We start from the raw sequence: 22,021 nt of genomic DNA on the forward strand, positions 1-22,021 counted from the left end.
CGCCCACGCTTCGCGCACACGGGCGCGGACGCCACGACGAGGTAGCGCGTGCGCTACCCCGCGGTGGGATGAGGAGTGCCTAGGCTTCGGAGTCATGAGACCTCCGGCCGACGTCTGGGCGGCGCTGCGCTCCTCCCCCTGGCGGCTGCTCGCCTCCAGCTGGCCCTGGCGCGCCCTCGCCTACCTGGCCTCCGGTGCCGTGGTCGGTCTCGTCGTCGCCGTCCTGCTGTTCGTGCTGACCGGCATCGGCGTGCTCACCCTGATCCTCGTCGTCGGGGTGCTCGTCCTGGCCGGGATCCCGCTGCTCGCCGCGCTCGTCGCCGACGTGGAACGGGTACGCCTCCGCCTGGTCCTCCCCGAGGTCGGTCCAGGACCGGCCGATCGGTCCGCGCCGATCCCCTGGAGCGACCGGCTCCGGGCACTGCGCCGGCTGCGGATCTCCGGCCCCGAGGTCGGCTACACCGTCCTGCTCGCCACCGTGCTGTGGCTGGTCGACGCCGTCGTGCTCAACCTGATCATCACCATCCCGGGTGTGCTCGTGCTCGCTCCGGTGCTGGTCCGGCTCGACGCTCCCATCGCCGTCGGCCCCTGGCAGCTCAGCACGCCCACGGAGGCCTGGATCGCGGTGGCCCCGGGGCTCGTGCTGCTCATCGCCGGCCTGTACGCCGCCACCCTCCTCGCCGCCGCCCAGGCCAGCCTGGCGCGGCTCCTGCTCGAACCGGCCCAGACCCGGCTGGCCGCGGCCGTCGCCGACCTGCGCCGCTCCCGTGTCGACCTGGTCGACGCCTTCGAGACCGAACGCAGCCGGATCGAGCGCGACCTCCACGACGGTGCCCAGCAGCGGCTGGTCGCGCTGACCATGACGCTCGGGCTGGCCGAGCTGGAGGTGCCCGAGGGCGCCGGGCTCGACCTCGTCCGGCAGGCCCACGCCCAGGCGGAGACGGCGCTGGCCGAGCTCCGCGCCACCGTCCGTGGGATCCATCCGCGGGTGCTGGTCGACCACGGGCTCACCGCGGCCGTCCACGAGCTCGCCGACGCCGCCGGGCTGCCGGTCTCCGTCGACCTGCGCGTGGACGGCCGGCTGCCGGCGCCGGTCGAGGCCGCGGCGTACTTCGTGGTCGCGGAGGCGCTCACCAACGCGGTCCGCCATGCCGGTGCCCGCTCGGCCCGGGTCGAGGGACAGCTGACCGGTGACCGGCTGGAGGTCGGCGTACGCGATGATGGGGCCGGCGGCGCCGTCGTGCGTCCCGGCGGCGGGCTCGCCGGCCTGGCCACCCGTCTGGCCGCCCTGGACGGCCACCTGGAGGTCATCAGCCCACCGGGCGGACCGACGGAGGTGAGGATGACGTGCCCGACCGCGCTCCCCTGAGGATCGTCCTGGCCGAGGACGCCGCGCTGCTGCGCGAGGGCCTCCTCGCCATCCTCGAACGGGCCGGCCACGAGGTCATCGCCGCGGTCGGCGACGCCGACGCCCTGCTCGCCTTCACCGACCACACCCGCCCCGACGTGGTCATCACCGACATCCGGATGCCGCCGACCCACACCGACGAGGGGCTGCGGGCCGCCGCCGAGCTCCGCCGGCGCCACCGTGACCTGGCCGTCCTGGTGCTCTCCGCGTATGTCGCCGACGCCTATCTCGCCGAGCTCCTCGACACCACCGGTGGCGGCGGGATCGGCTATCTCCTCAAGGACCGGGTCGGCCACGTCCGGGACTTCCTCGACAGCCTGGACCGGGTGGCCGGCGGTGAGACGGTCGTCGACCCCCAGGTCGTACGCGGCCTGCTCAACCGCCACCAGCCCGACGGTCCGCTCGACGTCCTCTCCGAGCGCGAGCGCGAGGTGCTGGCGCTGATGGCCGAGGGCCGCACCAACGGCAGCATCGCGGCCGCGCTCTTCGTCTCCGAGGCCGCCGTGCGCAAGCACGTCGGCAACATCTTCGCCAAGCTCCGGCTCGACCCCGCCACCGACCGACGGGTCTCCGCCGTGCTCGCCTACCTCCGCGACACCTAGGGCGCGGCCGAGCCCGCGCCCCAGACGATCCTCAGAAGGTGATCCCCCGGGCGGCGAAGCGGTCGCGGACCAGGTCGGCGGCCGCCTGGCCGTCGCGGGCGGCTGCTGCGGCGTACGTCTCCGCGGCCGCGGCCTGGAAGCTGGTGTCCGGCGCGTAGGAGAACTGCGAGTAGATCAGGGTCGTGTCCCAGTCCCGCGTGGTGAGGCCGAGCGCCTGGTAGCCCTCGCGGATCTCCCACAGGGCCTGGCTCCAGATCTGGCCGTCGTAGTGCACCTGGTTGCGGCGGTCCTCGAGGGTCAGGTCGAGGTGGAAGCTGCGGATGCAGTGGGGCGCGTCGGTGTAGGAGGTCGCGTCCCAGTCCATCGGGCAGGACGGGTCGGCCGCGACCGGCCAGCCGAACTCGGCGGCGGCGTCCAGGCCGACGGTCACCGCGAGGTAGTCGCCGAAGGACTCCCCGATCGCGCCGGCGTCCAGGCTGCTGCCGTAGCCCGGCACCTGGCTGGCGTGGACGGCGTGGCCGTACTCGTGGACGATCACCTCGGCGTCCTCGGCGTCGTCGACACCGCCCTTGCCCAGGCGGATCCGGAAGGGCTTGTCGGTCTGGTAGGAGTTGTCGCCGCCGTACTGGTTGATCTTCACCGAGAACGGCTCGTTCAGGACGCCCGGGAGCGTCTCCCCGAAGCCGAGGGTGTGCAGGTAGGTCTGCGCGCGGGTCACCCAGAAGTAGCCCATGACCTGCTCGAACTGGTCCTGGTGGCGGTCGTAGGAGTAGGTGTTGGTCGTGGAGTACGCCGGTGTGCCGGTGCTCGACTCGACGACCGCGTAGTCGCCGCGGAGGTAGCCCGAGCCGTCCAGGTGGGTCAGCGGCACCTCGGCGTAGGCGCTCTCGGGCACGGCGCTCGCGGCGTCCTTCTGGTCGGTCAGGTCCTGGTCGTTGCTGGACTGGACCGGGTTGACCATGAAGACGCGGGCGGAGCCCTCGGAGGAGCCGCTTCCGGGGGCCGCGGTGGCCGTGCTCAGCGGGACGGCGAGCCCGGCGGTGGCCGCCAGGCCTGCGGTGACGGCGATCGAGAGTCTGCGCATGTGGGGCATGGTCTTCTCCTGGACTTATCGGCCGTGCGGCCGGGTGATACCGGGAGGTTATACCGCGAGGATGTCCTTGGACAGGAGTTCTTCCAGAGGAAGGTCGGGGTCAAGCTCGATCCCGAAACCGCGGGCGTGGCCGTCGATGACGTACCAGATGGACTGGGCGGTGAGCCGCTCCAGCGTCTCGGCGGGCAGGCGCTCGCCGGTGCGGGTCAGCCAGCGACGTACGGCACCGAAGACCGCGCCGACGAGGCCGTAGATCAGCGGGTCGAGGGCCTCGGCCTCCTCCTCGGTGGGGTTGCCGCCGAGGGCGATCACGGCGGTGCCGACGATGGTCGAGAGCCGGCCGGCGAGCTGCTCCATCCCCTGCTGGAGGGGGCCGTCGTCCCCGCCGTCGATGTCGTGGTCGGCGGCCAGGTGGAGCGCGGGATGCGCCCGGGCCCAGCGCACGTAGGTGCCGATGATCCGCTCGATGATCTGCGGCACGGTGCCGTCGAGGGTGATCCCGGGCATCAGGTCGGACCAGAGGCCGTCGAGGATGGCCTGCTGCACGGCCCGGTCGAGGTCGGCGCGGTCCTCGAAGTGGCGGTAGATGACCGTACGGGACAGCCCGGCGCGCACCGCGATCTGCTGCACCTGCACGTCAGCCCCCGGCTCACCGGCCTCGATCACCGCGATCGCGGCATCGATGATCTGCTGGCGGCGCTGCTCGTTGTGCTTGCTCCACCGGTCCTGACGGCCATCCCGCTTCTCGCCGGCCACCCGCGTCTCCCCCTGATCCCGTGATCGTGCCGAGAGCTTCTCAGCGCTCCTTGCGACGCCCCAGAGCGTATCGGGGTTTCCGCGACTTCGCCGCGATGCCCCGCATCTCCTCGACATCGGTGATCTTGACCCGCGGGCGGCCGGACTCGGCACCGCGACGCTTCTCCTCGCGGTCGATCGCCTGCCACCCGGCCAGGTCGACCATGCCGGGCTGGCGGCTGCGTACGATCGCCGTGATCTCGCGGGTGTCGCCCACGGGCGCCGGGATCCGGTCGGCGTCGAGGTCGTCGAGCAGCTGCTCGACGGTCTCCTCGGCATCGGTCTTGTTGGTGCCGATGAAGCCGTTCGGGCCGCGCTTGACCCAGCCCGCGACGTAGACGCCCGGGAGCACCCGGCCGCGCTCGTTGGGGACGGTGCCGGTCGCGGCGTCGTAGGGAAGGTCGGCCACGGGCAGGCCCTTGTAGCCGACCGCGCGCAGCAGCATGCCGGTCTCGACGACCTCGGTCTCGCCGGTGGGCACGGCCCGGACGACGCCGTCGGCGTCGCGCTCGAGGCGGTTGCGGCCGACCTCGACGCCGGTGACCCGGTCCTCGCCGAGCACGCGCACCGGCGAGCTGAGGAAGCGGAGCACGATCGAACGCAGCTCCGGACGCACCTCGCGGCCGGCGAGCTCGCGCAGCAGCCGGACGGTGGTGTCACCCCCGGCCAGTGCCTCCTCGAGCGGGAGGTCCCCCGTGTCGACGACGACGTTGACGCCGGTGTGGCCCATCAGCCCGACCAGCTCGGGCACGGTGAAGGCCGCCTCCCCGGGCCCCCTGCGCCCGAGGACGACGACCTCCCGCACCGCGCTGTCGCGCAGGACAGCCAGCGGTCCCTCGGCGATGTCGGTGCCGGCCAGCCGCTCGGGGTCCTCGGCGAGGATCCGGGCGCAGTCGAGCGCCACATTGCCGTTGCCGACGAGGACGACCCGACCCGAGGGGATCGACTCGGCGTCGAGGTGGACGGGCAGGTCATGCTTGTCCGGGTGGCCGTTGTACCAGCCCACGAAGTCGGTGGCGCTGAGCGAGCCGGGCAGGTCGTCGCCGTCGATCCCGAGGGGCCGGTCGCTCGCCGCGCCGACCGTGTAGACGACGGCGTCGTAGCGGGCGGTCAGCTCGGCGTGGGAGACGTCCTTGCCGACCTCGACGCCGAGGAAGTAGCGGAACCCGGGCTGCGACTCGATCTGGGCGAAGAGCTTCTCGACCTGCTTGGTGTTCTGGTGGTCGGGCGCGACGCCGGCCCGGACCAGGCCGTACGGCGTGGGCAGCCGGTCGAAGACGTCGACGGTGATCTCGGGGTGCTTGAGCAGCTCGTCGGCGGCGTACATCCCGGCCGGCCCGGCCCCCACCACCGCGACCCGGAACGGCCCGGTGCGGGCCAGCCGGCGCTGGGGGTGGACCAGGGCGAGCGGGGTGCGGTCCTTGTGCGGGAAGACCTCGAAGTACTCCGCGTTGATGGCCAGGAACGGCTTCTGCCCCTCCGACAGCGTCGTGTGCGGCACGATCGCGTCGGCCGGGCAGGCGGTGACGCAGGCTCCGCAGTCGACGCAGCTCTTGGCGTCGACGTAGAGCATCTCGGCCTCACCGAAGCCGGGCTCGCCCGGGGCGGGATGGATGCAGTTGACCGGGCAGGCGACGACGCACGAGGCGTCGGCACAGCACGACTGGGTGACGACGTGAGGCACTGGTGACTACCGTTCTAGGACCACGGGCTGAAGGGATCTGAGGGATCAGTAGGAGGCCGCGCGCGGCTCGGCACGGAAGCGCGAGGCGCGCCCGTCGATGCCGGTCAGCTTCCACAGCAGCTTGGCCGGACCCTTGCGGATGCCCAGGTTGTCGGCGAGGAGGCGTACGTCACCGAAGAGGTCACGCAGCAGCTTCTCGGACTCCTCGGACTTCCACCAGATCTCGCGGGCGACCTCGTCCGGGATGCCCATGTCGTAGCGGGCCTGCTTGCTCGGGACCATGATCACGTCGCAGAGCAGTCGCATGATGACTGGGAAGACGTAGGCCAGCAGGGTCTTCTTCACCCGGCCGAGCTCGGGCACGTGCTGCTCGAGGTACTGGTGGGCGAAGCCGATGTGGCGGGCCTCCTCGGCGATGTGGATCTGCATGATCCGGTTGGCCGCGGGGTGGCTGCCGCCCGAGCGCATCGCGCCCTTCTGCAGGTGGTCGATCGGCTCCTCGCCGGCCAGGATGCCGGTGAAGAACGCCTCCGGGAACCAGGCGCCGGCCGAGGCCATGAGCGGCACCAGGACCTTGAAGTAGGTCGGTGCGCCCGCCACGTCGGGGTTCACCCGGTTGACGAACTCCTGGAACATCTGGGTGTGGTGGGTCTCCTCGGTCACCTCGTGAGTCGCGTAGCGGAACTCCGGGTTGTTGTTCTCGGACCACACCAGGTGGTTCATGACGCCGCCGATGAGCAGCTGCTCGAACTGCAGGCCGACCTTGGCGACCTGAGCCCAGCGGTACATCCCGATCTCGATCTGGCGCTGCTTGGGCAGCGCCTTGTACCACGGGTGGGCACCGATCTCGTCGGCGTCGTTGAGGATCCAGCGCTCGTCATCGGGCAGCACGGCGAGCTCGTCGGAGTCCCAGTCGATGTCCTTGAACGGGTCGAAGTGCACCTCGACCGATGCCTCGGACAGCGTACGAAGCGTGTCGAGGTAGGCCTGCTTGCCCTGGCGGACGTATCCGGTGGACTTCTCATCCTGAACGGCGGTCATGACGATCGCTCCTTCACCGTTGAGTTCTACGTTGAGCTGCTAACGACGTGACCCACGTTACCCGGACACGCGTCCCGATAACAAGAGTACGCGCGACTTAGTGTCGCGCGTAGTTCTCTGTCGCTCACCGGACCGTCCGGAAATGCCGCGAGGGCGGTGCGTGACATGCACGCACCGCCCTCGGGATCTGTCAGGTCAGACCTGCTCGTGGGACTCCACCGCAGCCACGATCCGCTCGATCGCCTCGTCGACCGGGATGCCGTTCTCCTGGCGGCCGTCGCGGTAGCGGAAGCTGACTGCGCCCTGGGCGACGTCCTCGCCACCGGCGATCAGCATGAACGGGATCTTCTGCAGCTGGGCGTTGCGGATCTTCTTCTGGAAGCGGTCGTCGGACTCGTCGACCTCGACCCGGATGCCCTTGGCCTTCAGCTTGCCGGCCACCTCGTAGAGGTAGTCGGCGAACGCGTCGGCGACGGGGATGCCGACGACCTGGACCGGCGCGAGCCACGGCGGCATGGCGCCGGCGTAGTGCTCGACGAGGACACCGAGGAAGCGCTCGATCGAGCCGAACTTGGCCGAGTGGATCATCACCGGCTCCTGCCGGGTGCCGTCGGCGGCCTGGTACTCCAGCCCGAAGCGGGCGGGCTGGTTGAAGTCGTACTGGATCGTCGACATCTGCCAGGTGCGGCCGATCGCGTCGCGGGCCTGGACGGAGATCTTCGGGCCGTAGAAGGCCGCGCCGCCCGGGTCGGCGACCAGCTCGAGGCCGGACTCGGTGGCCACGTCCTCGAGGATCTTCGTCGCGGTCTCCCACTGCTCGTCGGAGCCGATGAACTTGGCGTTGTCCGCGTCGCGGGTGGACAGCTCGAGGTAGAAGTCGTCGAGGCCGAAGTCCTTCAGGACGCCGAGCACGAAGTCGAGCAGGTGCTTGATCTCGGCCGGCGCCTGCTCCTTGGTGACGTAGGAGTGGGAGTCGTCCTGGGTCAGGCCGCGCACGCGGGTCAGCCCGTGGACCACGCCCGACTTCTCGTAGCGGTAGACGGTGCCGAACTCGAACAGACGCAGCGGCAGCTCACGGTAGGAGCGGCCCTTGGCCTTGTAGATCAGGTTGTGCATCGGGCACGACATGGCCTTGAGCTGGTACTTCGCGCCCTCGAGCTCCATCGGCGGGAACATCGTGTCGGCGTAGTAGGGCAGGTGGCCGGAGGTGTGGAAGAGGCCGTCCTTGGAGATGTGCGGGGTGCCGACGTAGGAGAAGCCCTCCTCGATGTGCCGGCGGCGTACGTAGTCCTCCATCTCCCGCTTGATCACGCCACCCTTGGGGTGGAAGACCGGCAGGCCGGAGCCGAGCTCGTCGGGGAAGGAGTAGAGGTCGAGCTCGCGGCCGAGCTTGCGGTGGTCGCGGCGCTCGGCCTCCTCGATCCGGGCCAGGTGGGCGTCGAGCGCCTCCTTGGACTCCCAGGCGGTGCCGTAGATGCGCTGGAGCTGCTTGTTCTTCTCGTCGCCTCGCCAGTACGCCGCCGCGCTGCGCATCAGCTTGAAGGCGGGGATCCGCTTGGTGGTCGGCAGGTGCGGGCCGCGGCAGAGGTCCTTCCAGGCGATCTCGCCGTTGCGGTCGAGGTTGTCGTAGATGGTCAGCTCGCCGCCGCCGACCTCGGCGTCGGCACCTTCGGCCGCGTCAGCGGCAGAGCCCTTGAGGCCGATCAGCTCGAGCTTGTAGGGCTCGTCGGCCAGCTCGACGCGGGCGTCGTCGTCGGTGGTGACCCGGCGGGAGAACTTCTGGTTGGCCTTGATGATCTTCTTCATCCGGGACTCGATCTTGACCAGGTCCTCGGGCACGAACGGGGTCTCGACGTCGAAGTCGTAGTAGAAGCCGTCGGTCACGGGCGGCCCGATGCCGAGCTTGGCCTCCGGGAAGAGCTCCTGCACCGCCTGCGCCATCACGTGCGCGGTCGAGTGGCGCAGGATGTCGTGGCCGTCCTTGGAGTCGATCAGGACGCCCTCGACCTCGTCGCCGTCGGCCAGCTCGTAGGAGAGGTCCTTGAGGTCCTCGCCCACGCGCGCGGCGATCACGTCGGAGTTGTCCGCGAAGAGCTCCCACGCCTTCGTGCCCGTAGTGACCGTCCGTTCCTCGCGCCCGTCGGGGGTGAGTACGGCGATCTTGATCTCGGACACGGATGCTCCTGTGGGTTCCGGTGATGGGTGGACCGCGATGCTCGCGCGGCGTCCCGATCGTATCCGCCGCCGGCGGCGGACTGCGAATGGGTGAACCCGTGTCAGATACGGTCGCAGAGCAGCCTCTTGCGTACGCCTCCGGGGCTCCGGCACGGTCGGCCGGAACCCGTGGGGGCATGCGACTACACTTTCGACGCCTCGATCGACGTCCATCCCACTCCTTGATGTGAAAGGCCTCGTGCTCCCCACCACCGGCCCCAAGTCCCGTCTCATCGACCCGTCTCGCCGGGTCACCCGGTTACAGCGACGTACGTCGGTGGCGACCGTCCTGATCACCCTGGGCCTCGGCACGCTGGCGATGCTGTTCCCGGCCACCGTCGTGGCCCAGCAGTCCGCCGACCGCTGGAACAGCGGGCAGTGGGCGGAGGTGAGCGTGGTGGAACGGTGCGAGTTCGACGGCGGCACCGGCGAGATCACCTCCTGCCAGGGCCGGTGGCGCGGCGACGGCGAGCAGGTCACCGGGAGCATCCACGGCACCCTGCGCGACATCGGCCGCGACCCCGACCCCTCGAAGGCGACCTTCCGGATGTGGGTGGTCGACGCCGATGCCTACGGGGAGCATGCGATCAACCCGTGGCCGGCCCGCATCGTCGGGATGGGCCGCGACCCGGTGCTCTGGGGCGGGATCGCGCTCACCGTGCTCGGGCTGCTGGTGCTGCCGACGCGGCGGGCATGGCTGCGTACGCCGGGCGAGGAGACGCTCATCGAGGACCTCGGCATCCGGCTGAGCACCCACCCCGCGCACGGGCGAGCGTGGCTGACGCCCGTCGGACTGGTCCTCGGCCCGGCACTCATCGCGCTCGGCGCCTGGATCGCCACCCGGCCACACCTGCCGACGGTGCTCGTGCTGGCCGGGGGCCTGGTCGCGCTCACCGGGCTGATCCTCGGGTTCCGGCTGACCTGGCTCGGGCTGCAGCGCCCGCTCGCGGTCGACCTCGGGCTCTACGAGGGCGGCCTGGTCCTGGAGTACGCCCGGCACACCGAGGTCATCCTCTGGGAGGACGTGACCAGCATCGACACCGGTGTCGTCGACGAGCGCAAGGCCAATCCCCGCATCGACATCACGCTGCACCTGGTCACCGGCGCCGCGCTCCGGCTGCCGCGCGTCGACCACCAGCACTCCCTCACCGCTCACCTGCACCGGATCGGCTCCGCCGGATCGCTGCCCGCGGAGTGAGGTAGCGTCAGCGCCGATGAACCAGATGCGCGCAACCGTGGTCCACCAAGGCGAGCTGTCGGTGCGGTCGGTCCCGCGTCCGGAGCCCGGGCCGGGCCAATTGCTGATCAAGGTGCTGCGCACCGGGATCTGCGGCTCCGACCTGCACGTGCGCGAGCACAGCGACGAGCTCAACAAGGTGGTCACCGAGATCGGCTACACCACCGCGATGACGCCCGACCAGGAGATCGTGCTGGGCCACGAGATCCTCGGCGAGGTCGTCGCCTACGGCCCCGAGACACGCGGTCGCTGGGAGCCGGGCACCGCGGTGGCGGCGCTGCCGGTGCTGCGTACGGACGGGGCGATCCACATGGTCGGCTTCGACGTCGACTCCCCCGGCGGCTTCGCGGAGTACTGCGTCGTCCAGGAGGCGTTCACCTTCCCCGTCCCCGACGGCGTCTCCCCCGACCAGGCGGTCTTCACCGAGCCGCTCGCGGTCGCCTTCCATGCCGTACGCCGCGGGGCGGTCTCCGCACGGCGCCCGGCTGTGGTCATCGGCTGTGGCCCGATCGGGCTGGCCGTCATCCTCATGCTCAAGGCGCAGGGGGTGAAGACGGTGGTCGCCTCCGACCTCTCCCCCGCGCGCCGCGCGCTCGCGGTGGAGTGCGGGGCCGACGTGGTCGTCGACCCGCGCGAGTCCTCACCGTGGGAGGCCTACAAGCAGCGCGGCCCGGTGAGCTCGCTGACCGCCTACCTGGGCTTCGGGATCGACGCGATGCAGGTCATCCGCCGCATCCCGCTGCTTCCGTGGGAGACGGTGCTGCTCAACGCCGACCGCCTCGGGCAGTCGCCGACCGGTCCGGTCGTCTTCGAGTGCGTCGGCGTGCCGGGGATGCTGGAGCAGATCATGACCGCGGCTCCGCTGCACACCCGCGTCGTGGTGGTCGGGGTCTGCATGGAGCCGGACACGATCCGGCCCGCGATCGCGATCCACAAGGAGATCGACCTGCGGTTCGTCTTCGGCTACGACCCGGCCGAGTTCGCGCGCACGCTCGAGCTGATCGCCGGAGGCAAGGTCGACCCCTCGCCGCTGCACACCGGCACCGTCGGGCTCGACGGCGTGGCCCAGGCCTTCGCCGACCTCGCCGACCCGGAGACGCACGCCAAGATCCTGGTCGACCCGTGGGCGTGAGCCCACGATTCTGGTAGACGGGTCACCTACCGGTAGTATCTGCTTACCAGCGGCCCGTTCCGGTCTTGCCCCCGGCCGCTCTCGGATGCTTCTTTTCCTATGGCGAGACACCTCGCTTGAAAAGTTGACTCCTTGTCTCAGCAGAGCTTCAGCGCGCTCGGCGTGCCCGCAGACCTGACCGCCGTTCTCGACCACCACGGCATCACCTCCCCCACCCCGATCCAGGCAGCGACCCTGCCGGACTCGCTCGCCGGCCGCGACGTGCTCGGCCGCGGGCGGACCGGGTCGGGCAAGACGTACGCCTTCCTGCTTCCGCTCGTCGCCCGCCTCGCCGGCGGCCCGAAGGCGAAGGCGGGCAAGCCGCGGGCCCTCGTGCTCGCACCGACCCGTGAGCTGGTCCGGCAGATCGAGGAGTCGCTGCGCCCGCTCGCCACGGAGGCGGGCCTGAGCGTGCAGACCGTCTTCGGTGGTGTCGGGCAGAACCCGCAGGTCGTCGGCCTGCGCAAGGGTGCCGACGTCGTCCTCGCCTGCCCCGGCCGGCTCGAGGACCTGATCGGGCAGCGTCACGCCGACCTCTCCTCCATCGAGGTCACCGTCCTGGACGAGGCCGACCACATGGCCGACCTCGGCTTCCTGCCGGCCGTGCGGCGCCTGCTGGCGATGACCCCGAAGGGCAGCCAGCGGCTGCTGTTCAGCGCGACCCTGGACAAGGGCATCAACGTGCTGGTCAAGCAGTTCCTCTCCGCCCCGGTGGTGCACGAGGCCGACTCCGCCCAGTCGCCCGTCGCCGAGATGGAGCACCACGTGCTCCACCTCTCGGCTCGTGAGCACCGCATCCCGGTGCTCGCCGACCTGGCCGCCGCCCCGGGCCGCACCGTCGTCTTCACCCGCACCAAGCACGGCGCCAAGGGTGTCGCCCGCCAGCTCGGCCGCGCCGGGATCCCGGCCGTCGAGCTCCACGGCGACCTCTCCCAGAACGCCCGCGTCCGCAACCTGGAGGCCTTCCACTCCGGCAAGGCGACCACCCTGGTGGCCACCGACATCGCCGCCCGCGGCATCCACGTCGACGACGTCACCCTCGTGGTCCACGCCGACCCGCCCGCCGAGCACAAGGCCTACCTGCACCGCTCCGGTCGTACGGCCCGCGCCGGCGCCTCCGGCACCGTGGTCACCCTGATGCTGCCCGACCAGGTCAAGGACGTACGCACCCTCACCCGCGCCGCGGGGATCAAGCCGACCACCACCCGGGTGGACGGTCCGAGCCACCCGATCCTGGTCGAGCTGGCCCCGGGCGAGCGGAGCCGTCCCGGCCCCTTCGTCCCGGTCGTCACCCAGCCCCCGCGCCGCCCCGCCGGCGAGGGCACCGGCACCCGCAAGAGCCGCCCGGGCTCCCGCGCCCGCCGGCGTCAGCGGGCTGCTGGCTCCCGCTGATCTCAGCCTCGAGACTGAGGACCTGGTCCTCCGGCGGAACTAGGGTTGGCCGGGTGACTGTGCACGACGACGCCGGCTCCTCGGGCCGACTGGCGACCTTCTTCGCGACCGACGACGACTGGGAGCGGGAGGGGTCGATCAGCCTCGGCGACTGGCTGGTCGGCGCGGTCGTGCTGGTCGCCAGCCTGGTCACGCTGGAGCTGATCCGGGGAGTCGGGACGCTCGACAGCAGCGACGCACCGACCTGGGTCGAGTGGATCGCCGTGATCAGCGGCGCCGCGCTGCTCGTGTTCCGGCGGCAGTTCCCGCTGACGATCGCGCTGCTGGCCGGGCTCCACATGTTCGTCACCGGCGTGTGGCTGCCGATGGTGATGGGGCTGCTGCCCATGCAGATCATCTACTTCGTCGCCTTCTTCGCGGGCGCGGCCTGGGCGCGCCGGAGGCGCGACATGGTGGTCGTGATGGGGCTGATCACCCTGTTCATGTTCGCCTGGCTGTCCTGGCAGTTCGCGGTCGGCAGCGGCATCGACGAGATCCGCGAGTCGACCTCGGACGCGGAGGGATCGACGCTGGTCGGCCCGGTGACCGCCTACGTGCTGCTCACCACCTTGATGAACCTCCTCTACTTCATCGGCGCGATCGTCGGCGGCCAGGTCGCCTGGCGGGGCGCGCGGCAGAAGGCCGAGCTCGCCGCACAGGCGGCAACGATCGCGGCCCAGTCCGGCCAGCTCCAGCGCCGCGCCGTGATCGACGAGCGCCTCCGGATCGCCCGCGAGCTGCACGACGTCGTGGCCCACCACGTCGCCGTCGTCGGGGTGCAGGCGGCTGCCGGGCGCAAGCTCCTCGAACGCGGCCGCCCCGGCGACATCGAGGGCGCCGCCGAGGCGCTCGGCAACGTCGAGGCCTCCGCCCGCGAGGGCGTCACCCAGATGCGCTCGCTGCTCGGCACCCTGCGCGACCCGGCGGGCGACGCGGAGTCGGAGCCCGACGGCGTACGCCGCCCCGAGCCGCGCCTCGAGGATCTGCCCGCGCTCCTGGACGAGGTGCGCGAGAGCGGGCTGCGGGTCGACTACGAGGCCGTCGGCCCGGTCGCGGACCTGCCGCTCCCGCTGGCGCACTCGGTCTACCGGATCGTCCAGGAGGCGCTGGCCAACGTACGCCGCCACTCCACCGCCGACCGCGCCCAGGTCGTCCTCCGCGTCGACCGTGCGGCCGCCGCGCCGTACGCCGAGGTCGAGATCACCGACAACGGCCGGCCCCGGCACGGCACCTCCGGCAGCGGCCTCGGCCTGCTGGGCGTACGCGAGCGGGCGGCCGTCCGGAAGGCCGAGGTCGACATCGGGCCCAGGGCCGTGCAGGGGTTCCGGGTGCGGGTGCGGTTCCCGCTCGACTCCCCCGTCACCCCGGCGGGAGCGTCGCGATGATCCGGGTGCTGCTCGCCGACGACCAGCAGCTGGTGCGCTCGGGCTTCCGTCTCATCCTCTCGATGGAGGACGACATCTCCGTGGTCGGTGAGGCCTCCGACGGCGCCGAGGCGATCGCCAAGGCGCGCGAGCTGCGGCCCGACGTGATCCTGATGGACGTGCAGATGCCCGGCACCGACGGCATCGAGGCGACGCGTACGGTCGTCGCCGAGGGGCACGCCAAGGTGATCATCCTGACCACCTTCGACCGCGACGACTACCTCTTCGACGCGCTCGCCGCCGGCGCGAGCGGCTTCCTGCTCAAGAACGCCGACCCCGACTCGCTGGCCGAGGCGGTGCGGGCCGCGGCCGACGGCCACGCGCTGCTCGCCCCGGAGGTCACGATGCGCGTGATCGGCCGGGTGACCAGCCACAACGCCCCGACGGCGCCGAGGCCGCCCAAGGAGCTCGACCTGCTCACCGCCCGCGAGCGCGAGGTGCTGCTGCTCATCGGCGAGGGGCTGAGCAACAACGAGATCGCGCGCCGGCTGTTCCTGACCGAGGCCACCGTGAAGACCCACGTGTCGGCCTGCCTGGCCAAGCTGCAACTGCGCGACCGGGTGCAGACGGTCGTCTTCATCCACCGCCACGGGCTCCTGCCCGCAGGCCCGCCCAACGGGTGAGCACGGGTTCATCCTCGCGACGGATCCGCCGGGCGCGGCTCTGAAATAGCGTGGGCCCCGTTCGTAACCGAGACAGAGGAGATTCGATGCTCGAGGTCAGCGGGTTGACCCGTCGCTTCGGCGACACGGTCGCCGTCGACGAGGTGTCCTTCCCGGTCCCGTCCGGTGGGCTCACCGGATTCGTGGGTGGCAACGGTGCCGGCAAGACCACCACCATGAGGATGATCATGGGAGTGCTGGCCGCGCATGCCGGCACGGTCACCTGGCAGGGGCACGAGGTCACCCGCGAGGACCGCCGCCGGTTCGGCTACATGCCGGAGGAGCGCGGCCTCTACCCCAAGCAGCCGATCCTCGACCAGCTGGTCTACCTGGCCCGGCTGCGCGGCATGACGACCGCCGACGCGCGTCGGGAGATCACCGCGCTGCTGGAGCGGTTCGGGCTGGGCGGACGCACGAAGGACCCGCTGGAGAAGCTGTCCCTGGGCAACCAGCAGCGCGTCCAGATCATCGCCGCGCTCGTCCCGGCGCCGATGGCGCTGATCCTCGACGAGCCGTTCTCCGGGCTCGATCCCGAGGCCATCGACGCGACGGCGGACCTGCTGCGCGAGCATGCCCGTGACGGCGTACCCGTGGTCTTCTCCTCCCACCAGCTCGACCTCGTCGACCGGCTGTGCGACCGGCTCGTGGTGATGGCCCGCGGCCGGGTGGTCACCCAGGGCACCGGTGAGGAGCTGCGCGCCGAAGCCGCCCTGCGCTACCGGCTCGTGCTGGACGGCGACGCCGGTTGGGTACGCGACCTGCCCGGGCTCCACGTCCGCGACGTCTCCGGCCCCGAGGCCGAGATCGAGGTCGTCTCCACCGGTGCCGAGCAGAAGCTGCTCACCGAGGCCACGGCCCGCGGGAACGTGCTCGACTTCCACCGCGTCGTGCCCCGCCTGTCCGAGATCTACCGGGAGGTCACCGCATGACGACGCTCAGGCCCAAGAGCCAGCCGGTGTGGCAGATCGTCGCACGCCGCGAGATCGCGGTCCGTGCCACCGACAAGTCGACGCTGATCGGCACCGCGGTGATGCTCGCGGTGATCGTGGGCGTGCTCGGCTTCACCGCGTGGAGCGAGAGCCGGGAGAAGACCTACGAGGTCGCCTACTCGTCGACGACCGCCCGGGCGATGGTCGAGGCCATCGCCGAGCGCGCCGGCGACATCGACGAGAAGGTACGCATCGAACCGGTCGCCGTCGACGACGCGGACGCCGCCCGGCACGCGCTCGAGGAGGAGCAGGCCGATGCGTACCTCCGCCCGACGGCCGAGGGCTGGACGCTGGTCACGCTGGAGGACGCCGACTCCGAGCTGCGCGACGTGGTCAGCCAGGCGGTCGAGGCGATCGTGCTGGCCGGCAACGCCGACGCCGCCGGCACCACCGCGGCCGAGCTGACCCAGGGGTCGGAGGTCGCGCTCGACCAGCTCGAGGGCGACAGCGAGCTGACCGCGATCCGCTACGTCGTCGGCTACGCGCTCGCGATCGTCTTCTACTTCGCCTCGATCATGTTCGGGATGACGCTGGCCAACAGCGTCGTGGAGGAGAAGCAGTCGCGGATCGTGGAGATGATCGCCGCCGCGGTGCCGCTGCGGCAGCTGCTCGCCGGCAAGATCATCGGCAACGCCGTGATCGCGGTCGGCCAGATGCTCATCTACGTCGCCGTCGGACTGGTCGGCCTGAGCCTGACCGACTTCAGCTTCGCGCTGCCCGCACTGTCCGGCGCGATCGGCTGGTTCGTGGTCTTCTTCCTGATCGGCTTCGTGGTGCTCTCGACGTTGTGGGCCGTCGCGGGGGCGCTCGCCTCCCGCACCGAGGACCTGCAGTCCTCCTCCACCCCGATCACCATGCTGCTCATGGTGATGTTCTTCGGCGCCCTCTACCTCGACGGCGTCGGCGAGCGGATCGGGTCCTACGTCCCGCCGCTGTCCGCCGTGCTCATGCCGATGCGCCTGGTCGACGGCAGCGCGGCCTGGTGGGAGCCGATCGTCGCCCTGGTCCTGCTCCTGGCCTTCGGCGTCGCGCTCGTACGCCTCGCCGAGCGTCTCTACAGCCGCGCGCTGCTCCAGACCGGCGGCCAGCTCTCCCTCAAGGCGGCCTGGCGGCTGGAGGAGTGAGTCGCCGGCTCAGGCCGAGGCGCGCGAGAAGCCGAGATGGATCGCGAAGCCCGTCAGCAGCCCGCCCGCCGTCCAGCGCACCCCGCGCTCGACGCGGCGGCTGCGGCGGAGCACGCCGGAGACGCGCCCGGCCAGAACCACCCACATCGCGTTGACCACGGTCGCGACCGCGATCTGCACCAGCCCCAGCTCGATCAGCTGCAGGCTCGTCGGCCCGCTCCCCGCCTGGACGAACTGCGGCAGCAGCGCGCCGTACATCAGGGCGATCTTCGGGTTGAGCAGGCAGGTGGTCAGGCCGGTGAGGTAGAGCCGCCAGGCGGAGTGGCGTGGCAGGTCGGCGTCGGGCGTGAGCGCCTGGTTGGAGCCGCGCACCATCCCCCAGGCCAGATAGATCAGATAGGCCACCCCGGCGACCTTGATCGCCACGAACAGTCCGGGGACCACCGCGAAGAGCAGCGCCAGACCGAGCGTCGTGGCCAGGACGTACAGCAGGAACCCGGTCACCACCCCGGCGAGCGAGACCATCCCCGCTGTGCGCCCCTGGAGCAGGGTGCGGGAGACCAGGTACATCATGTTGGGGCCTGGGGTGACGACCATCCCGAACGCGATGGTCGCGACGGCGAGGGCGGCGGACGCGGTGATCACCGTTCGAGGCTAGGACCACAGGCTCCGGAGTCCGAACGAATTTCCGTTCGCCGGGACAAACCCGGGCCGGAGACGCCAGGGTGGGTCAGGAAACCTGTCACCGTCGACCGGAGGAGCCCGGCATGCCCCGAGAGATCAACACCATCGTGAAGGACCTGCACTACCTGGAGTGCCCGCGATGGCACGAGGACCGGATCTGGTTCGTGGACTTCTACTCCTACAAGGTCTACTCGGCCCGGGAGGACGGGTCGGACCTGAAGGTCGAGGCCGAGGTGCCCGGGCAGCCCTCGGGGCTGGGCTGGCTCCCGGACGGCCATCTGCTGGTCGTGTCGATGAACGACCGCCGGATCCTGCGTCGTGAGTCCGACGGCTCGCTGGTGACCCATGCCGACCTCAGCGACCACGTCGGCCACCACCTCAACGACATGGTGGTGGACGAGCAGGGCCGCGCGTACGTCGGGAACTTCGGCTTCGACATCATGGCCGGCGCCGACGTGGCGCCGACGGTGCTGCTGCGGGTCGACCCGGACGGGACGGTGACCGAGGTCGCCGACGACATGTGGTTCCCCAACGGCAGCGTGATCACCGACGACGGCACCCTCATCGTCGACGAGACCTGCGGCAACCGGATCAGCGCGTTCGACATCGCCGAGGACGGGTCGCTCACCAACCGGCGTACCTGGGCGAAGTTCGGCGAGCTCAGCACCCACACCGCGTTTGCCGAGGCGATGGGCGATGCCGTCCTCGCGCCCGACGGCTGCTGCCTCGACGCCGAGGGCGCGATCTGGACCGCCGACGCGGTCTTCGGCCGGCTGGTCAGGGTCGCCGAGGGTGGCGAGATCCTCGAGCAGATCGAGCCGGGCGGCGGCGTCTTCGCGTGCATGCTGGGCGGCAGCGACGGGAGGACGCTGTTCGCCTGCGCCGCCCCCGACTTCTTCGAGGAGCCGCGCAAGGCGAACACCGAGGCGCGGCTGCTGGCCATCCGGGTCGACGTCCCGCGGGCCGGGCGACCCTAGCCCCCTGATCGCGCTCAGCTCTGGACGTCGGGCGGCGGACCGTCGAGGCGGCCGGCGCGGCTCCGGATCGGCACCGCGACGTGGAGCGCGTTGCTCTCGAGGGTGAAGTCGGTCGGCGTCTCGGTGAGGATCTCGCCGTCGAGGTTGACCGGCATGGCCTCGTCGGTGGTGATCCGCACCGCCGAGGTGGTCACGTGGTGCACCTGCTCGTGCTCGATGAAGTGGCCGCTCCTGAGCAGCCGGGCGATCGAGACGTGGTCCCGCAGGCGGCCGCGGACGATGGCGTAGACGTCGAGCAGGTCGTCGTCGACCGAGGCCGTGGGCGAGACGGTGTTGCCGCCGCCGTAGTGGCGGCCGTTGCCGACGGCGACCTGGAGCAGGTCGTCGAGCTCCATCGTGTCGTGGTCGCCCTCGGGGAACTCCAGCCGGGCGGTGAACGGCTTGTGGTGGCGGTAGGCCTGCAGCGTCGCCACCGGATAGGCCGCCGGCCCGATCAGCTTCTTCAGGCGAGGGTTGAGGGCCTCGGTCACCGCGACAGAGAGGCCGAAGGAGGCGACGTTGAGGTAGGTGTGGCCGTTGGCCCGGCCGATGTCGACGTTGATGACCTTGCCCTCGAGCATCTGCCGGACCGCGGTCTCCGGGTCCTGGTCCAGCTCGAGCGTGCGGGCGAAGTCGTTGGCGGTGCCGAGCGGCAGCACCGCGAGCACCACGTCGCTCCCGGCGATCCGGGCGGCCGCGGCACCCACCGAGCCGTCGCCGCCGCCGATGACCAGCAGGTCGGGTTTGTCGGCGGCCACCGTGTCCAGCGTGGTCTCCAGCTCCTCCCCCGAGTGGACTGCGTAGGAGTGCACGTTCTGGATCCCCGCGGACCGCAGCATCTCCACCGACGACGCCAAGGCGTCCTGTCCCCGGCGCGAGCCGGCGTTGACGACGAGGGCGACCTTCACGGAGTCGCGCGACAACAGCGATTGCATATCCACATCAGGAGCGTACGCAGGCCACCTGAGTCCGAGCCGGCACGTGCCTGTGCGCCGTCTGTGAAGCCCGGTGAGCGCCTCAGACCCGGGCCTGCCTCAGCAGCCACTCGGTGAGGCTCACCGCAAGCGCGGCTGGATGGTCGAGGTGGACGAGATGGCCGGCGTCGGGGATCAGGGTGAGCTCGGCGCCGGGGATCAGCTCGGCGAGCCGGCGCGCGCGATCGACGGGGATCCAGGCGTCGTCGGCACCCCAGATCACGTGGGTCGGGACCGTGACCGACGGGTAGAGCGGCTCGATCTCATCGGTGTAGCGCTCGTCGGCCTGGGCGATCTGCCGGTAGAACGCTTCTTGTCCGATCTCACCGAGCCAGGGAGCGGTCAGGGCGTCGAGATGCCATCTGGCGAGCGGTCGGTGCGCGGCCGTGTCGATGTACTCCACCAGCGCGCCGCGGTGGATGTCGGCCGGCAGCCGGGCGAGGACCTCGGCATGCTCCTGCACCAGCCCGAAGAACGGCGAACCCCACGGCCGCAGCGCCACGACGTCGACCAGCGCCAGCGAGGAGACCTCGAGGCCGTGCAGCAGATGGGCCCGCAGCGCGGTGGCGCCGCCGAAGTCGTGCGCGACCAGGTGTGGCCGGTCGAGCTGCCAGTGGCGTACGAGGTCGGCGAGCACCTCACCCTGCACCGCGAGCGAGACCTCGTGCTCGGCCTCCTTCGAGGAGGCGCCATAGCCCGGCATGTCCCACAGGAAGACGGTGAACCAGCGCGAGAGCGCCGAGGCGATCGGCGCCCACAGCCACGACGACCAGGGTGTGCCGTGGCAGAAGACGACCGCCGGACCGGAGCCGGCGCTCCCCCACCGCACCTCGCGCCCCCGCCAGGGGAAGGTCTCGTTCAGCTCCATCTCGCTCATGGGAGCGACGCTACCGACACCACGCCGGGCCTCAACACCTCCGCGAAGACCCCGAACGCCGGCTCGCCGGCCCGGTTGAGGGGGCGGTGGGAGGCCAACGTCTTCAGCACGCGTACGTCCCGCTCCCCCGTCTCCGGGTGGCTGTCGATCACGGCACAGCGCGGGATGGGCACGCCGATCCGGAGCGTGGCCCCGCCGACCCGGACCTCCCGGCCGAGCCAGGTGTCCTCGACATATGGCTCGTCGGTCTCGACCACCAGCGTCGGCCGGAACCGCGCCGCGTCCATGGCGTCCTGGCCGGTCTGCCGGGCGAGGTCGGCCAGCGACGCGGTGGTCACCAGCGACACCGCGCCGGCGAAGACGACGTCACCGCGGCGAGCGCGGGCCAGCCGCACCGGCCGGTCCAGCCACCGCGAGAACAGGTCCGCGTGCGGCCCGCCGACCAGCTCGAGCTCGACCTCGCGGCCCCAGTAGTCGCAGGTGATGCTCTCCCCCGTCGCCACCGGCTCCGCTGCGGCGCGCTCCCCTCCGGGGAGCTCGACCTCGAGCCGGTCACCGAGCAGCGCTGCGCGCACCGCGATCAGCGACGGGTTCTGGACGGTGCGCAGCACCCGACCGCGGGCCGGGTCGACCGGATCGACCGACACCAGGGCGAACCCGCGGTCTCCGACCGCCCCCTGGGCGTCGAGCACCACCCGGTCGTGGGCCAGGTGCCTGGTCCCCTTGATCGGCGCGAAGCCCGCGCGCACCACCCTCAGCTCATCGGTCACGGGGCCAGTCAACCAGCGTTGCGAAACGCCTTGGCACCCTCGGCCGCCAGCTCCGAGTATCCGGTGGTGCCGGTGCCGAGCAGCTCCTCCGCGGCGCGCTTGACGGCACCGAGCGCGGCGAAGGCGAACGCGCCGCCGACCGAGATCCGGGCAGCACCCGCCTCGGCCAGCTCCGGGACCGACGGGCCTCCCGGCAGGAGCAGGACGTTGACCGGGCGGTCGACGGCGTCGACCAGGCGGCGTACGTCCTCGAGGGCGATCACGCCCGGCGCGAAGAGCACGTCGGCGCCGGCCTCCTGGTAGGCCTGGAGGCGGGCGATCGTGTCGTCGAGATCGTCGTGGCCGCGGATGTGGTTCTCCGCCCGCGCGGTGAGGACGAAGTCGTCCCCGGCGGCAGCAGCGGCAGCGGCGACCCGCTCGGCGGCCTCCTCGACGGGGTAGATGGTGTCTTTCTCGAGGCCGGCGTAGTCCTCGATCGACCCGCCCGCCAGACCGGCGGCCACGGCGAGCCGGAAGGTCTCCTCGACCTCGGCGGTGGTGGCCGCGAAGCCGGCCTCCAGGTCGGCCGAGACCGGCACCTCGACCGCGTCGACCAGCGCGGTCGCGTGGGCGATGACCTCGTCGCGGGTGACCTGGCCGTCGAGGCGGCCCAGGGTCGCGGCGTACCCGCTGCTGGTCGTGGCCAGCGCCTGGAAGCCCAGCGAGGCCAGGAGCTTCGCCGAGCCCGCGTCCCAGGCGTTGGGCATCAGCAGCGGGCGTCCGGGCAGGTGCAGCGACAGGAAGTTCTCGGCGAGCGACATGCCGGCCACCCTGCCACGCGTCGGC

The 22,021-nt window shown here is 71.3% G+C and carries 20 protein-coding genes; 10 read left to right on the forward strand and 10 right to left on the reverse strand.

The window, feature by feature from the left end; genetic code table 11:
* Positions 1 to 94 precede the first annotated feature (94 nt).
* Together ACWZJV_RS02455 and ACWZJV_RS02460 are read left to right on the forward strand one after the other, a co-directional pair.
* Complete coding sequence (locus ACWZJV_RS02455; protein ID WP_457180106.1) at positions 95 to 1,369, forward strand: sensor histidine kinase; 1,275 nt, start codon at positions 95 to 97, stop codon at positions 1,367 to 1,369.
* Positions 1,348 to 2,010 carry a response regulator gene (locus ACWZJV_RS02460; protein ID WP_457180107.1) on the forward strand — a complete coding sequence of 221 codons (663 nt, stop codon included), beginning with the start codon at positions 1,348 to 1,350 and terminating at the stop codon, positions 2,008 to 2,010. The genes ACWZJV_RS02455 and ACWZJV_RS02460 overlap by 22 nt, the downstream gene beginning before the upstream one ends.
* Positions 2,011 to 2,041: 31 nt before the next feature.
* Here ACWZJV_RS02460 and ACWZJV_RS02465 read toward each other — a convergent pair whose 3' ends face one another.
* The 5 genes from ACWZJV_RS02465 to thrS all read right to left on the reverse strand — a co-directional run bounded on the left by ACWZJV_RS02465 (position 2,042) and on the right by thrS (position 8,798).
* Positions 2,042 to 3,094 carry a M36 family metallopeptidase gene (locus ACWZJV_RS02465; protein WP_196873851.1) on the reverse strand — a complete coding sequence of 351 codons (1,053 nt, stop codon included), beginning with the start codon at positions 3,092 to 3,094 and terminating at the stop codon, positions 2,042 to 2,044.
* A gap of 57 nt (positions 3,095 to 3,151) precedes the next feature.
* Positions 3,152 to 3,859 (reverse strand): TetR/AcrR family transcriptional regulator, encoded by a 708-nt coding sequence (locus ACWZJV_RS02470; RefSeq protein ID WP_457180108.1) that lies wholly within the window; start codon positions 3,857 to 3,859, stop codon positions 3,152 to 3,154.
* Between the two features lie 40 nt (positions 3,860 to 3,899).
* Positions 3,900 to 5,582 (reverse strand): FAD-dependent oxidoreductase, encoded by a 1,683-nt coding sequence (locus ACWZJV_RS02475; RefSeq protein ID WP_457180109.1) that lies wholly within the window; start codon positions 5,580 to 5,582, stop codon positions 3,900 to 3,902.
* A gap of 45 nt (positions 5,583 to 5,627) precedes the next feature.
* Positions 5,628 to 6,623 (reverse strand): AurF N-oxygenase family protein, encoded by a 996-nt coding sequence (locus ACWZJV_RS02480; RefSeq protein WP_008356931.1) that lies wholly within the window; start codon positions 6,621 to 6,623, stop codon positions 5,628 to 5,630.
* 195 nt (positions 6,624 to 6,818) lie between these two features.
* Entirely contained in the window at positions 6,819 to 8,798 is a 1,980-nt protein-coding gene (gene thrS, locus ACWZJV_RS02485; RefSeq protein WP_457180110.1) for a threonine--tRNA ligase, read from the reverse strand.
* Between the two features lie 238 nt (positions 8,799 to 9,036).
* On the opposite strand from thrS, the gene ACWZJV_RS02490 reads away from it, so the two are divergent.
* From ACWZJV_RS02490 to ACWZJV_RS02520, 7 genes are all read left to right on the forward strand, one after another.
* The gene (locus ACWZJV_RS02490) at positions 9,037 to 10,035 is read left to right on the forward strand and encodes a hypothetical protein (protein ID WP_457180111.1); all 999 of its coding nucleotides are present in this window, start codon (positions 9,037 to 9,039) and stop codon (positions 10,033 to 10,035) included.
* A gap of 16 nt (positions 10,036 to 10,051) precedes the next feature.
* Positions 10,052 to 11,206 (forward strand): zinc-binding dehydrogenase, encoded by a 1,155-nt coding sequence (locus ACWZJV_RS02495; protein ID WP_457180112.1) that lies wholly within the window; start codon positions 10,052 to 10,054, stop codon positions 11,204 to 11,206.
* Between the two features lie 132 nt (positions 11,207 to 11,338).
* On the forward strand, positions 11,339 to 12,637 hold the full coding sequence (locus tag ACWZJV_RS02500; protein WP_457180113.1) for a DEAD/DEAH box helicase: 1,299 nt from the start codon (positions 11,339 to 11,341) through the stop codon (positions 12,635 to 12,637).
* 53 nt (positions 12,638 to 12,690) lie between these two features.
* Positions 12,691 to 14,061 (forward strand): sensor histidine kinase, encoded by a 1,371-nt coding sequence (locus ACWZJV_RS02505; protein WP_457180114.1) that lies wholly within the window; start codon positions 12,691 to 12,693, stop codon positions 14,059 to 14,061.
* Positions 14,058 to 14,723, forward strand: coding sequence for a response regulator (locus ACWZJV_RS02510; protein ID WP_196873844.1), 666 nt, complete (start codon positions 14,058 to 14,060; stop codon positions 14,721 to 14,723). Before ACWZJV_RS02505 ends, ACWZJV_RS02510 begins: the two co-directional genes overlap by 4 nt.
* Before the next feature lie 86 nt (positions 14,724 to 14,809).
* Positions 14,810 to 15,691: an ABC transporter ATP-binding protein gene (locus tag ACWZJV_RS02515; RefSeq protein WP_457180115.1), complete on the forward strand. Its 882-nt coding sequence runs from the start codon at positions 14,810 to 14,812 to the stop codon at positions 15,689 to 15,691.
* Positions 15,688 to 16,875: an ABC transporter permease gene (locus ACWZJV_RS02520; RefSeq protein ID WP_457180116.1), complete on the forward strand. Its 1,188-nt coding sequence runs from the start codon at positions 15,688 to 15,690 to the stop codon at positions 16,873 to 16,875. The genes ACWZJV_RS02515 and ACWZJV_RS02520 overlap by 4 nt, the downstream gene beginning before the upstream one ends.
* Before the next feature lie 9 nt (positions 16,876 to 16,884).
* Here ACWZJV_RS02520 and ACWZJV_RS02525 read toward each other — a convergent pair whose 3' ends face one another.
* Positions 16,885 to 17,520, reverse strand: a complete 636-nt coding sequence (locus ACWZJV_RS02525) for a LysE family translocator (protein ID WP_457180117.1) — start codon at positions 17,518 to 17,520, stop codon at positions 16,885 to 16,887.
* A gap of 122 nt (positions 17,521 to 17,642) precedes the next feature.
* On the opposite strand from ACWZJV_RS02525, the gene ACWZJV_RS02530 reads away from it, so the two are divergent.
* A complete protein-coding gene (locus ACWZJV_RS02530) occupies positions 17,643 to 18,536 on the forward strand; it encodes an SMP-30/gluconolactonase/LRE family protein (protein WP_457180118.1) in 894 nt (297 codons plus the stop codon).
* 14 nt (positions 18,537 to 18,550) lie between these two features.
* Here the strand turns inward: ACWZJV_RS02530 and ACWZJV_RS02535 are convergent, their stop codons facing one another.
* The 4 genes from ACWZJV_RS02535 to ACWZJV_RS02550 all read right to left on the reverse strand — a co-directional run bounded on the left by ACWZJV_RS02535 (position 18,551) and on the right by ACWZJV_RS02550 (position 21,996).
* On the reverse strand, positions 18,551 to 19,510 hold the full coding sequence (locus ACWZJV_RS02535; RefSeq protein WP_040754972.1) for a lipid kinase: 960 nt from the start codon (positions 19,508 to 19,510) through the stop codon (positions 18,551 to 18,553).
* 82 nt (positions 19,511 to 19,592) lie between these two features.
* A complete protein-coding gene (locus ACWZJV_RS02540) occupies positions 19,593 to 20,426 on the reverse strand; it encodes an alpha/beta fold hydrolase (protein ID WP_457180119.1) in 834 nt (277 codons plus the stop codon).
* Positions 20,423 to 21,196, reverse strand: a complete 774-nt coding sequence (locus ACWZJV_RS02545) for an MOSC domain-containing protein (RefSeq protein ID WP_457180120.1) — start codon at positions 21,194 to 21,196, stop codon at positions 20,423 to 20,425. Before ACWZJV_RS02545 ends, ACWZJV_RS02540 begins: the two co-directional genes overlap by 4 nt.
* 8 nt (positions 21,197 to 21,204) lie before the next feature.
* Entirely contained in the window at positions 21,205 to 21,996 is a 792-nt protein-coding gene (locus tag ACWZJV_RS02550) for an isocitrate lyase/PEP mutase family protein (RefSeq protein WP_457180121.1), read from the reverse strand.
* Positions 21,997 to 22,021: the final 25 nt, after the last annotated feature.

This window comes from Nocardioides sp. WG-D5, from assembly GCF_054031175.1.

Coding starts and splice junctions, on each gene's coding strand:
- ACWZJV_RS02480 (WP_008356931.1), bottom strand. CDS start 6,623: ATGACCGCCGTTCAGGATGAGAAGTCCACCGGATACGTCCGCCAGGGC.
- ACWZJV_RS02530 (WP_457180118.1), top strand. CDS start 17,643: ATGCCCCGAGAGATCAACACCATCGTGAAGGACCTGCACTACCTGGAG.
- ACWZJV_RS02465 (WP_196873851.1), bottom strand. CDS start 3,094: ATGCGCAGACTCTCGATCGCCGTCACCGCAGGCCTGGCGGCCACCGCC.
- ACWZJV_RS02510 (WP_196873844.1), top strand. CDS start 14,058: ATGATCCGGGTGCTGCTCGCCGACGACCAGCAGCTGGTGCGCTCGGGC.
- ACWZJV_RS02520 (WP_457180116.1), top strand. CDS start 15,688: ATGACGACGCTCAGGCCCAAGAGCCAGCCGGTGTGGCAGATCGTCGCA.
- ACWZJV_RS02515 (WP_457180115.1), top strand. CDS start 14,810: ATGCTCGAGGTCAGCGGGTTGACCCGTCGCTTCGGCGACACGGTCGCC.
- ACWZJV_RS02540 (WP_457180119.1), bottom strand. CDS start 20,426: ATGAGCGAGATGGAGCTGAACGAGACCTTCCCCTGGCGGGGGCGCGAG.
- ACWZJV_RS02535 (WP_040754972.1), bottom strand. CDS start 19,510: ATGCAATCGCTGTTGTCGCGCGACTCCGTGAAGGTCGCCCTCGTCGTC.
- ACWZJV_RS02550 (WP_457180121.1), bottom strand. CDS start 21,996: ATGTCGCTCGCCGAGAACTTCCTGTCGCTGCACCTGCCCGGACGCCCG.
- ACWZJV_RS02495 (WP_457180112.1), top strand. CDS start 10,052: ATGAACCAGATGCGCGCAACCGTGGTCCACCAAGGCGAGCTGTCGGTG.
- ACWZJV_RS02455 (WP_457180106.1), top strand. CDS start 95: ATGAGACCTCCGGCCGACGTCTGGGCGGCGCTGCGCTCCTCCCCCTGG.